The organism is Streptomyces sp. NPDC002125 (genome assembly GCF_053593715.1).
Map to the genome: position 1 here is coordinate 106,330 of NZ_JBSFDD010000007.1, position 13,949 is coordinate 120,278.

Here is a 13,949-nt window from a genome sequence, read left to right on the forward strand (position 1 = left end):
ACTCAGCTCTTGACCAGGAGACCACGGCTGCGCAGCACCCGCCGCTCCAGCGGACTGAAGATCAGCAGGTCGATGGCGATGCCGACGAACAGGATGAGGAGGATGGCCAGGAAGATCCCCGGCATGTCGAAGTTGTTCCGGCCGTTCTCCAGCAACTGGCCGAGCCCCAGCCCCAGGTCGGGCGAGGACGCGATGATCTCGGCGGCCATGAGCGAGCGCCAGGAGAACGCCCAGCCCTGCTTGAGGCCCGCGAGATAACCGGGCAGCGCGGCCGGCAGGACGATGTGGATCGTCCCGCGCAGCCCCGTCGCACCGATCGTGCGGCCCGCGCGGAGGAACAGCGGCGGCACCTGGTCGACACCGGAGACCAGGCCGTTGGCGACGGACGGGACCGCGCCGAGCAGGATCACCGCGTACATCGTCTTGTCGTCGAGGCCCAGCCAGATGATGGCCGGCGCCACCCACGCCACGGACGGCAGCGACTGAAGCCCGGACAGGATCGGCCCGATCGCCGCCCGGACGACCTTCACCCGTGCGACCAGCATGCCCAGCGGGGTGCCGATCGCCACGGCCATCACGAAGCCGAACAGGCCGCGCGACACACTGGTCCAGATGACCTCCAGCAGGGTGCCCTGCACCCACATGTCGGTCAGGCTGTCCCAGACCGCCGCGGGCGGCGGCAGCTTGTAGTCGTCGGTGACCTTCGCCCAGACCAGCAGCTGCCAGACCAGGACCACCAGGACGACCGCGACGACCGGCGGAAGCACCTTGTTGAGCAGGATCTCGCGGGTCGGTGTCCTGCGGACCTGTACGGCGTCGAGCGCGTCCAGGCCGGCTTCGAGACCGGCCAGGTCGTCGGGCTTCGTATCAGTGCTGGCCATGTCGGCGGATCTCCCCACGCAGTTCTTCGGTGATCTCGACGGACAGCTCCGCCACGGCGGTGTCCTCGATGCGGCGAGGCTGCTCGATGTCGACCGTCCACTCGCGGGCGATCCTGCCCGGGCGCGAGGAGAGCAGGATGACGCGCTGGGCGAGCCGCACCGCCTCGCGCACGTTGTGGGTGACGAAGAGGACGGAGGCGTTCGTCTCGCGCCAGATCCGCGTCAGCTCGTCGTGCAGCACATCGCGGGTGATGGCGTCGAGCGCGGCGAACGGCTCGTCCATCAGCAGCAGCTGGCTGTCCTGGGCGAGCGCGCGTGCCAGCGCGACCCGCTGGCGCATCCCGCCCGAGAGTTCGTGCACCCGCTTCCCGTACGCCCCGCCGAGGCGCACGAGTTCGAGCAGCCGCTCCGCCTCCGGGCGGCGCTCGGTCTTCGGGACCCCGCGCAGCCGCAGGGCGAGTTCGATGTTCTTGCCCGCGGTCAGCCACGGGAAGAGGGCGTGCTCCTGGAACATCAGGGCCGGCCGCCCGCCGGGGGTCTCGATGGACCCCGCGGTCGGGCGGTCGAGACCGGCCACCAGATTGAGCAGCGTGGACTTACCGCACCCGGAAGCTCCCAGGAGGGTGACGAACTCGCCCGGAGCGACATCGAGCGTGATGTCGTCCAGGACGAGCTGCTGCCCCGTGGGTCCGGCGAAGGACTTGGAGACGTGTCGGATGCGGGCGGCATGCTCGACCGCTGCACGGTCCTCGGCCTTGGTGAGGGTGGTGGTCGCCATGGTCGTCACCTCCTGGGAATCTTCAGGGATCCTGGTGCGGGCGGGTGGACTACTCGGCGCCGAGACCGGCGTCGGCGACCTCGGGCTGGCCCTCGGCCTTGAGGATCTTGTTCAGCGGCTTCAGGTCGTAGATGCCCTTGAGGTCGGGCTTCTCCAGCAGACCCGCGGAGACCGCGTGGTCGGCCTGCGCCTGGAGCGTGGCGGCCAGCGGGTCGTCCGTGATCTGGATCGACTCCCATGCCGGGTCGAGGACCTCGGCGGGCAGCGCCTTGCCGCTGAGCTCCTTGAGCGCCGCGTTGGCCGAGGCCTTCGCCTCGTCAGGGTTGGCGTTGATCCACTTGTTGGTGTTCACCGTGCCGCGCAGCACCGCGTCCACGACGTCCGGGTGCTCGGAGAGGAACTTCTGCGACACGATGATGTTCGTGATGACGAACTTGTCGTCCGGCCACAGCGTCGACTCGTCGAGCAGGACCTTGCCGCCCTCGGCGACCAGCTTGGAGGCGGTCGGCTCGGGGACCCAGGCACCGTCCAGGGAACCGGCCTTGAAGGCGTCCGGGGTGACCTTGTTGTCCGAGCGGACCACGGAGACGTCGCCCTTGCCGCTCTGGGCGTCGACCTTCCAGCCCTTCTCGGCGATCCAGTTGAGGAACGCCACGTCCTGGGTGTTGCCGAGCTGCGGGGTGGCGATCTTCTTGCCCTTGAGGTCGTCCAGGGTCTTGATCTTCTTCGGGTTCACGACGAGCTTCACGCCGCCGGACGCCGAGCCACCGATGATCCGCAGGCTCTGGCCCTTGGACTTGCTGTAGCCGTTGATCGAGGGGGAGGGGCCGATGAAGCCGATGTCGATCGCACCCGCGTTGAGCGCCTCGATCTCGGAGGGCCCGGCGTTGAACGTCGAGGGCTTGACCGTGGTGCCGCCCAGCTCCTTGGCGATGAGGCCTTCCTGGATGCCGACCAGGGCGGTGGCGTGCGTGAGGTTCGGGAAGTAACCGATCTTCACGGTGTCCGTCGAGAGCTTCTTCCCGTCGGCGGAGACGTTCGACTTGGAGGAGTCGTCGTCCTTCGCCTCGGAGCCGTAGCCGCAGGCGGTGAGCGCCACGGCGAGCAGCGGCAGGGCGGCGGCAGCGGAGAGGCTGCGGCGGAGAGTGGTACGGGTGGCAGGCACGGGAGGCTTTCCTCTCGTTGGCCCGGTGCTCACGTCCCCCTGGGATCAGGTGGCGCGGCCGGGCGGTCGGCAGGTCTTCGTCTGAACTGGCGGTGCGGGTCGTACGAGCGGGCGCGCAGGCAGTGCGCGTACGTCATCACGCACATCGCCCGACCCCGCCCTGGCCGCTGCCGAGGGCGCCGCTGCCGACCCGGCCGCCCTCCTTCGCGAAGGTCGAGAAGAAATCGTTGATCATCAGAAGTCCCACTCCGCGTCCTCGGCGGAGGTGTCCGCCTCCGCCTCCCCGCCGTTGGCGGCGGCGAACGAGGCGCCCGCCATGCCGGCCGACAGCGTCGTGCCGTCGGCGGGGTCGATCAGCAGGAAGGAGCCGGTGCGCCGCGAGTCCGCGTAGGCGTCGAGCGCGAGCGGCTCGGCGGTGCGGACGACGACCCGGCCGATGTCGTTGGCCACGAGCTGCCCGGGGGCCGGGTGCTGCGACAGGTCGTCCAGGGTCAGCCGCGACGGGATGTCCTTGACGATGGCCTTGACCGTGCGGGTGGTGTGCTTGAGCAGCACCCGCTGGCCCACCGTGAGCGGCTGGTCCGCGACGTGGCAGACGGTCGCCTCGACGTCCTGTGTGGTGGCCGGCGTGTCCGAGGCCGGCGCGATCAGGTCGCCGCGCGAGACGTCGATGTCGTCGGCCAGCCGGATCGTCACCGACTGCGGCGCCCAGGCGATGTCGACGCTCTCGCCGAGCGCGTCGATCCCCTCGATCGTCGTGGTGCGTCCGGAAGGCAGCACGGAGACCGTCTCGCCGACCCGGAACACCCCGGCGGCGATCTGACCGGCGTACCCCCGGTAGTCGGGGTGCTCGGCGGTCTGCGGACGGATCACGTACTGCACCGGGAAGCGCGCGTGGCAGGCGGTGAGGTCATGGCTGACCGGCACCGTCTCCAGGTGCTCCAGGACCGTCGGGCCGCCGTACCAGTCCATGTGGGCGGAGGGTTCCACGACGTTGTCACCGGCGAGCGCGGAGATCGGGATCGCGGTGATCTCCGGGACGCCGAGCGAGGCGGCGTACGCGGTGAACTCCTCGGCGATCGCGGCGAAGACGGGCTCCGCGTAGTCCACGAGGTCCATCTTGTTCACCGCGAGGACGACGTGGGGGACGCGCAGCAGGGCGGCGACCGCGGCGTGGCGGCGGGTCTGCTCGACCACACCGTTGCGGGCGTCGACCAGCACGACGGCGAGCTCGGCGGTGGAGGCACCGGTGACCATGTTGCGGGTGTACTGCACATGGCCGGGGGTGTCGGCGAGGATGAACCGGCGCCGGGGCGTGGCGAAGTAGCGGTAGGCCACGTCGATGGTGATGCCCTGCTCGCGCTCGGCGCGCAGCCCGTCGGTGAGCAGCGCCAGGTCGGGTGCCTCCTGGCCGCGGTTGGTGGAGGCCAGCGCCACGGCCTCCAGCTGGTCGGTGAGGACCGACTTGGAGTCGTGCAGCAGGCGTCCGACGAGGGTCGACTTGCCGTCGTCGACGGAGCCGGCCGTGGCGAAGCGCAGGAGGGTGGTGGCCGAGAGCTGCTCTGCCAGCTGGATGGGTGTGGTCATTTTTAGAAGTACCCCTCGCGCTTACGGTCTTCCATCGCGGCCTCGGACATCTTGTCGTCGGCGCGGGTCGCGCCCCGCTCGGTGAGGCGGGAGGCGGCGATCTCGGTGATCACGGCGTCCAGGGTGGTGGCGTCGGAGTCGACGGCGCCGGTGCAGGACATGTCGCCGACGGTGCGGTAGCGGACCTGGCGGGTCTCGACCTTCTCGTGGTCCTTGGGGCCGCCCCACTCGCCGGCGGTGAGCCACATGCCGTTGCGGCTGAAGACCTCGCGCTCGTGGGCGAAGTAGATCTCCGGGAGCTCGATGCCCTCGCGCTCGATGTACTGCCAGACGTCGAGTTCGGTCCAGTTGGAGATGGGGAAGACGCGCACGTGCTCACCGGGGGCGTGGCGGCCGTTGTAGAGCTGCCACAGCTCGGGGCGCTGGCGGCGGGGGTCCCACTGGGAGAACTCGTCGCGGAGGGAGAAGACGCGCTCCTTGGCGCGGGCCTTCTCCTCGTCGCGGCGTCCGCCGCCGAAGACGGCGTCGAAGCGGTGCTGCTGGATGGCCTCGGTGAGCGGGACCGTCTGGAGCGGGTTGCGGGTGCCGTCGGGGCGCTCGCGGAGCTTGCCGGCGTCGATGTAGTCCTGGACGGAGGCGACGTGGAGGCGCAGACCGTGCTTCTCGACGGTGCGGTCGCGGTAGTCGAGGACCTCGGGGAAGTTGTGCCCGGTGTCGACGTGCAGGAGCGTGAAGGGTATGGGCGCGGGAGCGAAGGCCTTCAGCGCGAGGTGCAGCATCAGGATCGAGTCCTTGCCGCCGGAGAAGAGGATCACCGGCCGCTCGAACTCGCCCGCGACCTCACGGAAGATGTGCACCGCCTCCGACTCCAGCGAGTCCAGGTGGCTCAGCGCGTACGGGTTGACGGTGCCTTCCGGCACGGTGGCGACAGTGCTCACGCCAGGCCCCTCTCGGTGAGCAGCGCGTGAAGCGCCGCTGCGGACTCCTGCACGGTCTGCTGGTGCGACTCGATCCGCAGATCGGGCGACTCCGGCGCCTCGTAGGGGTCGTCGACCCCGGTGAGACCGGTGAGCTCGCCCGCCGCCTGCTTGGCGTACAGCCCCTTCACATCGCGCTCGGAGCACACCTCGACCGGAGTCGCGACATGCACCTCCAGATACGCGGTGCCCTCCTGCTGATGGCGCTTGCGCACCGCGTCACGGCTGTCGGCGTAGGGCGCGATGACCGGAACGAGGGCCTTCACACCGTTGGCGGCCAGCAGTTCGGCGACGAAGCCGATCCGCTGGACGTTGGTGTGCCGGTCCTCGCGGGAGAAGCCGAGGCCCGCGGAGAGGAACTCCCGGATCTCGTCACCGTCCAGAACCTCGACCCGGTGCCCGTCCGCGCGCAGCCGGCCCGCCAGTTCGTAGGCGATGGTGGTCTTGCCGGCGCTCGGCAGACCGGTGAGCCAGACGGTGGCTCCCGTCTCCGTCACGCTCATCGATATCTCCTGATCAGTCGTCATCAGCCGTGCAGCCCGCATTCGGTCTTGCCGCGTCCGGCCCAGCGGCCGGCCCGTGCGTCCTCGCCCTCCAGCACCCGCCGGGTGCAGGGCGCGCAGCCGACGGAGGCGTAGCCGTCCATCAGCAGCGGGTTGGTCAGTACGCCGTTCTCGGCGACATACGCGTCCACGTCGTCCTGGGTCCACCGGGCGATCGGCGAGACCTTCACCTTGCGGCGCTTCTCGTCCCAGCCCACGACCGGGGTGTTGGCCCGGGTGGGGGACTCGTCGCGGCGCAGCCCGGTCGCCCAGGCGGCGTACGCGGTCAGACCCTCCTCCAGCGGCTTGACCTTGCGCAGCGCGCAGCAGAGGTCGGGGTCGCGGTCGTGCAGCTTCGGACCGTACTCCGCGTCCTGCTCGGCGACCGACTGACGCGGGGTCAGCGTGATGAGCCTGACGTCCATCACGGCGTCCACCGCGTCCCGGGTGCCGATGGTCTCCTCGAAGTGGTAGCCCGTGTCGAGGAAGACGACGTCCACACCGGGGAAGACCTGGGAGGCCAGGTGCGCGACGACCGCGTCCTCCATGGAGGAGGTGACGCAGAAGCGCCGGCCGAAGGTGTCGGCCGCCCACTTCAGGATGTCGCTCGCGGAGGCGTCCTCCAGCTCGCGCCCGGCCCGCTCGGCCAGTTCCTTCAGTTCCTCGTCGGTGAGCTCGTCCGCGTGCAGCGTGTCCGTCATGCCGTGTCCCCTTCGACGTCGTCGCGCTGGAGCCCCTGGGCCAGCAGGCCCAGGAACTTCAGCTGGAACGCGCGGTTGCAGGAAGCACATTCCCAGGCGCCGTGTCCGGCCTCGTGCGGGCGCAGGTCCTCGTCGCCGCAGTACGGGCAGTAGAACGGCGCGGCTCGTTCGCTCATGACAGCGACTCCGCACTGGCGCGGGCCGCCCAGGTCGCGAAGCGCTCGCCCTCCTCGCGCTCCTCCTGGAACTTGCCGAGCACCCGCTCGACGTAGTCCGGGAGTTCGGCCGAGGTGACCTTCAGACCGCGGACCTTGCGGCCGAAACCGGCCTCCAGGCCGAGCGCGCCACCGAGGTGCACCTGGTAGCCCTCGACCTGATTGCCGTCGCCGTCCAGCATCAGCTGGCCCTTGAGGCCGATGTCCGCGGTCTGGATGCGGGCGCAGGCGTTGGGGCAGCCGTTGATGTTGATGGAGAGCGGCTCCTCGAAGTCCGGGAGACGGCGCTCCAGTTCGTCGATGAGCGCGGCGCCGCGCGCCTTGGTCTCGACGATCGCCAGCTTGCAGAACTCGATGCCGGTGCAGGCCATCGTGCCGCGCCGGAACGGGGAGGCCTTCACCTGGAAGTCCAGCGCCTCCAGGCCGGCGGTCAGCGACTCGACCTGGTCCTGCTCCACGTCGAGGATGAGCATCTTCTGCTCGACGGTGGTGCGGACCCGGCCGGAGCCGTGTGCCTCGGCCAGATCGGCGATCTTGGCCAGGGTGGAGCCGTCCACGCGGCCCACGCGCGGGGCGAAGCCGACGTAGAAACGGCCGTCGCGCTGCGCGTGCACACCGATGTGGTCGCGCCAGCGGGAGGAGGGCTGCGCGGGCGGCGGGCCGTCCAGCATCGGGCGCTTGAGGTACTCGTCCTCCAGGACCTGGCGGAACTTCTCCGGGCCCCAGTCGGCCATCAGGAACTTCAGGCGGGCGCGGGTGCGGAGCCGGCGGTAGCCGTAGTCGCGGAAGATCCCGATGACGCCGGCCCAGACGTCGGGGACCTCGTCCAGCGGCACCCAGGCGCCCAGACGCTCGGCGAAGCGCGGGTTGGTGGAGAGCCCGCCGCCGACCCAGAGGTCGAAGCCGGGGCCGTGCTCGGGGTGGTCGACGCCCACGAACGCGATGTCGTTGATCTCGTGCACCACGTCCTGGACCGGCGAGCCCGAGATCGCGGTCTTGAACTTGCGGGGCAGGTTGGAGAATTCCTTGCTGCCGATGTAACGCTCGTGGATCTCCTCGACGGCGGGGGTGCCGTCGATGATCTCGTCCGCGGCGATGCCCGCCACCGGGGAACCGATGATCACGCGGGGGCAGTCACCGCATGCCTCGGTGGTCGAAAGGCCGACCGCTTCGAGCTTCTCCCAGATCGCGGGGACGTCCTCGATGCGGATCCAGTGCAGCTGGACGTTCTGCCGGTCGGTGATGTCGGCGGTGCCGCGGGCGTACTCCTCGGAGATCTCGCCGATGACACGCAGTTGCGCGGTGGTCAGCTTCCCGCCGTCGATGCGCACGCGCAGCATGAAGAAGCGGTCGTCCAGCTCCTCCGGCTCCAGCACGGCGGTCTTGCCGCCGTCGATCCCGGGACGGCGCTGGGTGTACAGGCCCCACCAGCGCATGCGTCCGCGCAGGTCGTTGGGGTCGATCGAGTCGAAACCGCGCTTGGAGTAGATCGTCTCAATGCGCGTCCGCACGTTGAGACTGTCGTCGTCCTTCTTGAACTGCTCGTTCCCGTTGAGCGGTGTGAAGTGACCCATGGCCCACTGACCTTCACCACGGTGACGTCCGGCCTTGCGGCGGGGCGTGGCGGTAGCAGGCTTCTCGGGGATGGCGGCCATGGCTATACGTCCTTCGGGACTGCAGGAGGGCGGCTCTGAACTGCACACTCGCGTGAGGCGCGGCGGTGCGCAGGGGTGGAGCGGACTTCAGGAAATCGCGGTGCTGGTGACTCTCAGCGGACCGGACAGATGGCGCTGGACATGCGGCCGAGGTCGACGTGCCGCCGACTCACCAAGGCAATTCCAGTTCCAGACATGACGGAAGCGTGTCACGCCGATCTCGGAGCAGTCCACCACGATCCATCATGTGGACGAGATGGTCTCGAAATGCGAGACGATGTGGTGTCGATCACGCGGATCTGTCGACAAAGCGACAAGATCGGCCCGGGATCGGCCCGGACCGGGGCACCCGGGTGAGTGCCCCCGGCCTCCGGTCAGGCGTGCGCGCCCGGCCAGGGACCCGGGTTCGGGACGTCGGGCTCCTGCTCGGTCTTCGTGTCGAACAGCCGGAAGCCCCGCCGCAGGTAGTTGCCCATCGCGTGCGGCCCGTCATTGGAGCAGGTGTGCAGCCACACCCGCTTGGTGGGGGTCCGCTCCGGGTGCCGCTCGGCCAGGTCCCAGGCGCGCGCCACGCCCTCCGAGAGCAGGTGTCCGCCTATCCGGCGGCCCCGGAAGGCGGGGATCAGACCGAAGTAGACGATCTCGACCGCCCCGTCCTCCTGGGGGCCGAGCTCGATGAACCCCGCCGGGGTCCCGTTCTCGTACGCCACCCACGTCTCGACCCCGGGCCGCTCCAGGAGCTCTTCCCACTGCGCGTACGTGAGGTCCAGCCGGTCGGTCCACCGGACGTCCCCGCCCACCGCCGTGTACAGGAAGCGGCTGAACTCGGGCAGCGCCGTCTCCGAGCGCACGACCGTCACCGAGCCGTCGGGGGCGGCGGCGGGCTTCAGATCGGCGGGGGAGGTCTGCTCCAGGTGCCAGACGGTCACGTCGGAGAGGGGGGCGGCGGCGGAGTGCGTGGCGTTGCTCATGGCGGTCAGAAAACCACGGCCCGGGCCCTTCACCCAAAAGGCCGCCCAGAAGGCCCCAGAAAGACGGAGACGTCAGGCCACCCCGGCCGCCGCACGTGCCCTGAGCACCACCGGAGCGTTCGAGCGGGGCAGCAGATCGGCCGGCACGTCCGGATGGACGACCTCCACCTCGACACCCTCGCCGAAGCGGTACGGGCGGTGCGCGAGCACCTCCGCGAGATGCCGCCGTATACGGGATATCTCGGCCCGCACCGTCACCGTCCTGGTCGCGTCGCCGAAGACGTCCTCGGCCAGCTCCGCCGCCGTGCGCCCGTCCCTGTGCAGGGCCAGCGAGTACAGCAGCTCCGCGTGCCGGGGCGAGAGCCGGTGCGTCCAGGTGCCCACGGGGCCCGCCACATGGACCGCGAGCCCCCGCTCCCGGCTCAGATCGAGCACCACCCGGCGAGGCGGACCCTCGCTCGCGCCCTCCGTGACCTGGATCAGCCACCCGCCCGGCAGCGGCTCCACCCGGCACATCCCCAGCGACGCCAGCCACACCGTGCCCGCCCGCAGCGACTTCGGCAGCGGCAGCCGGTCCATGGGCGGCATGCCGCTGAAGGCGGCGGGCCAGCCGTGCGTGTCCACCACCAGGGCGCGGCCGGGCATCCGGCACAGGATCGGGGCGGCCACCGAGCGCAGCCGGTCTATGGAGACCAGATGCCGGTTGCGCAGCTCGCTCTCCGCCAGCGCCGTCACCGAGCCGACCAGGGCCAGCGTCGCCGGATGGAAGGTGGAGGCGGGCCCGCTGATGTCGACGATGCCCATCAGCCGGCCGTCCCGGGGATCGCGCAACGGGGCCGCCGCACAGGTCCAGCCGTGCAGGGCGCGGATGAAGTGCTCGGCGGAGTGGACCTGGACGGGGGTGCGGACGGCGAGCGCCGTGCCGATGGCATTGGTGCCCGTCGCCGACTCGGCCCAGTTCGCGCCCTCCTCCAGGCAGATGTCCCTGGCCCGGCGCAGCACGGCCGAGTGCCCCTGCCGCCACAGCACCCTGCCCTCCGGGTCCGTGACCACCATGATCTGCTGAGCGGCGTCCGCGATCGAGGCCAGCCCCTGCCGCAGCAGCGGCATGACCTCGCCGAGCGCGGTGCTGCTGCGGCGGTGCTCGATCTCGTCGGCCTCCAGCAGCCTGGTTTCCGGCGACTGCTCCGGATCGATCCCGCTGCGCAGCACCCGGTCCCAGGAGGCGTCGATCTCGGCGCGCGGCACGGCCGCTGTGCGCAGGCCTTCCAGCCGGGCCTCCCGGGCGCGGTGGACCATGCCCTCGGTCACCGCGGGGTACCGCGCATTCTCCTGCCGCGATGGCGTGAAACGGCGTGTCTCCATGACGGGTCCCCCCAACAAAGCCCGGGTCCGACCGGAACTGGGAAACCGGACCCAGGGAGCCATCCTGCCGTGGACAGGGTCCCGTCACCCCACAGTCCACGCAATGGTTGCAACCCTTTGCAACTCTGGCGAGAGGCCGCAGACCGTACAAGAGTGGTGGAACACCGTGCGGGGAGTCCTCGACCCGCCGTGCGGTGCTGCACAGGCGTGGAGGGTGGTGCCGTGTCGGCGCAGCACCACCCTCCGTCGTTTGTCCCGACGGCCCGGCGGCACTCACGGGCCCCGCGCCGCTAGCGCTCCTGGGCCCGTGCCCGCTCCACGACCGTGGCCAGATCCAGACTGTGCGGCAGCGTCCCGAAGGCAGAGCCCCAGTCCCCGCCCAGCCGGGAGGCGCAGAACGCGTCGGCGACCTCGGGCGGCGCCCAGCGCAGCAGCAGCGAACCCTGGAGCACCAGGGCCATCCGCTCCACCAGCCGCCTGGCCCGCGCCTCGACGGCGTCCAGGTCCGCGAGTTCGGTCAGCAGGTCCTTGATCGCCCTGTCGAGCCGGTGATCGGTGCCCCGCGCCTTCCCGACCTCCGTGAGGAAGGCGTTCAGCGCCCCCGGCTCACGCTGCAACGCCCGCAGCACATCGAGCGCCTGTACGTTGCCCGAGCCCTCCCAGATCGAGTTGAGCGGCGCCTCGCGCAGCAGCCGGGGCATCCCCGACTCCTCGACGTAACCGTTGCCGCCCAGGCACTCCAGGGCCTCCCCGACCACCGCGGCGCACCGCTTCGTCACCCAGTACTTGGCGGCCGGCACGGCGATCCGCAGGAAAGCGCGCTCCTCCTCCGTGTCCGCGTCGTAGGCGGCGGCCAGCCGCAGCGCGAGCGTCGTCGCCGCCTCCGACTCCAGGGCGAGATCGGCCAGTACGTTGCGCATCAGCGGCTTCTCGATCAGCAGCCCGCCGAACGCGCTGCGGTACGCGCTGTGATGGATCGCCTGTGCCACCGCCTGCCGCATCAGCGCCGCCGAACCCACCACGCAGTCCAGCCGGGTCGCCGCCACCATCTCGATGATGGTGCGCACCCCGCGCCCCTCCTCACCGACCCGGCGGGCCCACGTCCCGTCGAACTCGACCTCGCTGGAGGCGTTCGACCGGTTGCCCAGTTTGTCCTTGAGTCGCTGGATCGCGAACACGTTGCGGGCGCCGTCCGGCAGGACCCGCGGCACCAGGAAGCAGCTCAGCCCGCCCGGGGCCTGGGCCAGCACCAGGAAGCCGTCCGACATGGGAGCCGAGCAGAACCACTTGTGGCCGGTGAGCAGATACTCCCCGTCGCCGGCCAGCGGTTCGGCCCGGGTGGTGTTGGAGCGGACATCGGTGCCGCCCTGCTTCTCCGTCATGCCCATCCCGAAGAGCACACCGGCCTTCTGCGAGGCGGGCCGCAGCCCCTCCTCGTACACGTGCGAGGTCAGCAGCGGCTCCCACTCGGCGGCCAGCGCGGGGTCGGTGCGCAGCGCCGGGACCGCCGCGTGTGTCATCGACAGCGGGCATCCGTGGCCCGCCTCGGCCTGCGTCCAGACCAGGAACCCGGCCGCGCGCCGGACATGACCGCCCTGCCTGCCCCAGGCGTCCGTCAGCCCCGCCGTCACCGCGTGCCCCAGCAGCCGGTGCCAGGCCGGATGGAAGTCCACCTCGTCGACGCGGTGCCCGTAGCGGTCGTGCGTACGCAGCTTCGGAGGATTCTCGTTGGCCTGCGCACCCCACTCCTGGGCCTGGGCCGAGCCGGCGGAGAGACCCAGCGCGCCGAGTTCCCCCCGGGCCTCGTCGAGGATTCCCGGTTCCAGATGCCGCTCGACGGCCTCCGTCAGAGCACGATCGGCCGCGAAGACGTCATAGCCGACCAGCGGCGGAACCTGGTTGGTCACTGTGTGGGTGGTAGCTGCCATGCCGCTACGGTAAGGAGGTGCAGGCAGCAAACGAAACACCCGAGCGGCCACCAGGCCGGCTCCACCGGGCTCGAGTCCTCTATCGCAACGTGTCGAAGCGCCAGATGGCGTGGCATCTGCTCAAGGACACGGTCAACTCGTGCATCGAGTACCGCATCCTCGGCCTCGCCGCCGAGGCGGCGTTCTTCACCCTGCTGTCCCTGCCACCGCTGCTGCTCGGTCTGATCGGGCTGCTCGGATACGTCGACGACTGGACGGCCACCACCACCGTCGCCTCCATCGAGCGCAACATCCTCGGCGCGGTGCAGACCGTGCTGTCCGAGCGCGGCGTCAACGACATCGCGAAACCGCTCATAGCCGACGTGACCACGGGCGCGCGCCCCGACGTCATCTCCATCGGCTTCGCGATCGCGCTCTGGTCCGGCTCCCGCGCGGTGAACGTCTTCATCGACACCATCACCGTGATGTACGGCCTCGACGGCCACCGGGGCATCGTCAAGACCCGGCTGCTCGCCTTCCTGCTCTACGTGGTCGCGCTGCTCCTGGGCGCCGTGGTGCTGCCGCTGCTGGTCGTCGGCCCCGACCGGGTGGTGGAGTTCGTCCCCTTCGGCACCGAGGTGCTGGCCGTCCTCTACTGGCCGCTGGTCATCATCCTGTCCATCGCCTTCCTGACGACGCTCTACCACGTGTCCGTCCCCGTCCGTTCACCGTGGATGGAGGACGTGCCCGGGGCGCTCGTGGCGCTCGGCATGTGGGTGCTGGGGAGCTTCCTGCTGCGGATCTACCTCACGAGCACGGTCGAAGGCCCCACCATCTACGGCTCCTTGGCCGCGCCCATCGCCGTCCTGCTCTGGATAGGCATCTCCGCCTTCGCCGTCCTGGTCGGCGCCGCCGTGAACGCGGCGATCGACCGCGTCTGGCCCTCGCTGGCCACGGCGGCGGCCCGCGCGGCCAGCGACCGGGTGAAGGCGGCGCAGGCCGCGGAACTGGTGGCCCGTACCCAGGCGGCGAACTGGGACGCCTATGCGGACGACGACGAGGAGGACGTCTCCATGCCCTCCGAATTCCCCGAGCGCTGGTCGCGCTTCCTGCCCCCGGACGACGTGAAGTCCCGTCTGCACGGGAACAGGGACGCGAAGTAGGACCGGAACGTTCCGCAGGGACGGGAAGCACGGCGGGAACAT

At 70.4% G+C, this 13,949-nt stretch carries 14 protein-coding genes; 1 reads left to right on the top strand and 13 read right to left on the bottom strand.

Annotation, left to right across the window (positions count from 1 at the left end; all coding sequences use genetic code 11):
* Positions 1-2: 2 nt before the first annotated feature.
* The 13 genes from ACWCQM_RS14660 to ACWCQM_RS14720 form a co-directional block, all read right to left on the bottom strand.
* The gene (locus ACWCQM_RS14660) at positions 3-881 is read right to left on the bottom strand and encodes an ABC transporter permease (protein ID WP_450915656.1); all 879 of its coding nucleotides are present in this window, start codon (positions 879-881) and stop codon (positions 3-5) included.
* On the bottom strand, positions 868-1,659 hold the full coding sequence (locus ACWCQM_RS14665) for an ABC transporter ATP-binding protein (RefSeq protein ID WP_450915657.1): 792 nt from the start codon (positions 1,657-1,659) through the stop codon (positions 868-870). The genes ACWCQM_RS14660 and ACWCQM_RS14665 overlap by 14 nt, the downstream gene beginning before the upstream one ends.
* 49 nt (positions 1,660-1,708) lie before the next feature.
* A complete protein-coding gene (locus tag ACWCQM_RS14670) occupies positions 1,709-2,824 on the bottom strand; it encodes an aliphatic sulfonate ABC transporter substrate-binding protein (RefSeq protein WP_450915658.1) in 1,116 nt (371 codons plus the stop codon).
* 234 nt (positions 2,825-3,058) lie between these two features.
* Positions 3,059-4,411 (bottom strand): sulfate adenylyltransferase subunit 1, encoded by a 1,353-nt coding sequence (locus tag ACWCQM_RS14675; RefSeq protein ID WP_450915659.1) that lies wholly within the window; start codon positions 4,409-4,411, stop codon positions 3,059-3,061.
* A 2-nt stretch (positions 4,412-4,413) separates the two neighbouring features.
* On the bottom strand, positions 4,414-5,349 hold the full coding sequence (cysD, locus tag ACWCQM_RS14680) for a sulfate adenylyltransferase subunit CysD (protein ID WP_450915660.1): 936 nt from the start codon (positions 5,347-5,349) through the stop codon (positions 4,414-4,416).
* Positions 5,346-5,891, bottom strand: a complete 546-nt coding sequence (gene cysC, locus ACWCQM_RS14685; protein ID WP_450915661.1) for an adenylyl-sulfate kinase — start codon at positions 5,889-5,891, stop codon at positions 5,346-5,348. The genes cysD and cysC overlap by 4 nt, the downstream gene beginning before the upstream one ends.
* Before the next feature lie 23 nt (positions 5,892-5,914).
* On the bottom strand, positions 5,915-6,631 hold the full coding sequence (locus tag ACWCQM_RS14690; RefSeq protein ID WP_450915662.1) for a phosphoadenylyl-sulfate reductase: 717 nt from the start codon (positions 6,629-6,631) through the stop codon (positions 5,915-5,917).
* A complete protein-coding gene (locus ACWCQM_RS14695) occupies positions 6,628-6,807 on the bottom strand; it encodes a hypothetical protein (protein WP_450915663.1) in 180 nt (59 codons plus the stop codon). The genes ACWCQM_RS14690 and ACWCQM_RS14695 overlap by 4 nt, the downstream gene beginning before the upstream one ends.
* On the bottom strand, positions 6,804-8,501 hold the full coding sequence (locus tag ACWCQM_RS14700) for a nitrite/sulfite reductase (protein ID WP_450915664.1): 1,698 nt from the start codon (positions 8,499-8,501) through the stop codon (positions 6,804-6,806). Before ACWCQM_RS14700 ends, ACWCQM_RS14695 begins: the two co-directional genes overlap by 4 nt.
* A 113-nt stretch (positions 8,502-8,614) precedes the next feature.
* Positions 8,615-8,698: a putative leader peptide gene (locus ACWCQM_RS14705; RefSeq protein WP_349817346.1), complete on the bottom strand. Its 84-nt coding sequence runs from the start codon at positions 8,696-8,698 to the stop codon at positions 8,615-8,617.
* A gap of 177 nt (positions 8,699-8,875) precedes the next feature.
* On the bottom strand, positions 8,876-9,472 hold the full coding sequence (locus tag ACWCQM_RS14710) for a GNAT family N-acetyltransferase (protein WP_450915665.1): 597 nt from the start codon (positions 9,470-9,472) through the stop codon (positions 8,876-8,878).
* Positions 9,473-9,544: 72 nt separating this feature from the next.
* The gene (locus ACWCQM_RS14715) at positions 9,545-10,771 is read right to left on the bottom strand and encodes a GAF domain-containing protein (RefSeq protein ID WP_450915867.1); all 1,227 of its coding nucleotides are present in this window, start codon (positions 10,769-10,771) and stop codon (positions 9,545-9,547) included.
* Positions 10,772-11,127: 356 nt separating this feature from the next.
* Positions 11,128-12,765: an acyl-CoA dehydrogenase family protein gene (locus tag ACWCQM_RS14720; protein ID WP_450915666.1), complete on the bottom strand. Its 1,638-nt coding sequence runs from the start codon at positions 12,763-12,765 to the stop codon at positions 11,128-11,130.
* A 17-nt stretch (positions 12,766-12,782) separates the two neighbouring features.
* On the opposite strand from ACWCQM_RS14720, the gene ACWCQM_RS14725 reads away from it, so the two are divergent.
* Entirely contained in the window at positions 12,783-13,907 is a 1,125-nt protein-coding gene (locus ACWCQM_RS14725) for a YihY/virulence factor BrkB family protein (protein WP_450915667.1), read from the top strand.
* Positions 13,908-13,949: the final 42 nt, after the last annotated feature.

Excerpts from the sequence above, each read along its gene's own strand:
- ACWCQM_RS14660 (WP_450915656.1), bottom strand. The coding sequence starts at position 881 with ATGGCCAGCACTGATACGAAGCCCGACGACCTGGCCGGTCTCGAAGCC.
- ACWCQM_RS14665 (WP_450915657.1), bottom strand. The coding sequence starts at position 1,659 with ATGGCGACCACCACCCTCACCAAGGCCGAGGACCGTGCAGCGGTCGAG.
- ACWCQM_RS14675 (WP_450915659.1), bottom strand. The coding sequence starts at position 4,411 with ATGACCACACCCATCCAGCTGGCAGAGCAGCTCTCGGCCACCACCCTC.
- cysC (WP_450915661.1), bottom strand. The coding sequence starts at position 5,891 with ATGAGCGTGACGGAGACGGGAGCCACCGTCTGGCTCACCGGTCTGCCG.
- ACWCQM_RS14690 (WP_450915662.1), bottom strand. The coding sequence starts at position 6,631 with ATGACGGACACGCTGCACGCGGACGAGCTCACCGACGAGGAACTGAAG.
- ACWCQM_RS14695 (WP_450915663.1), bottom strand. The coding sequence starts at position 6,807 with ATGAGCGAACGAGCCGCGCCGTTCTACTGCCCGTACTGCGGCGACGAG.
- ACWCQM_RS14700 (WP_450915664.1), bottom strand. The coding sequence starts at position 8,501 with ATGGCCGCCATCCCCGAGAAGCCTGCTACCGCCACGCCCCGCCGCAAG.
- ACWCQM_RS14705 (WP_349817346.1), bottom strand. The coding sequence starts at position 8,698 with ATGTCTGGAACTGGAATTGCCTTGGTGAGTCGGCGGCACGTCGACCTC.
- ACWCQM_RS14710 (WP_450915665.1), bottom strand. The coding sequence starts at position 9,472 with ATGAGCAACGCCACGCACTCCGCCGCCGCCCCCCTCTCCGACGTGACC.
- ACWCQM_RS14715 (WP_450915867.1), bottom strand. The coding sequence starts at position 10,771 with ATGGTCCACCGCGCCCGGGAGGCCCGGCTGGAAGGCCTGCGCACAGCG.
- ACWCQM_RS14720 (WP_450915666.1), bottom strand. The coding sequence starts at position 12,765 with ATGGCAGCTACCACCCACACAGTGACCAACCAGGTTCCGCCGCTGGTC.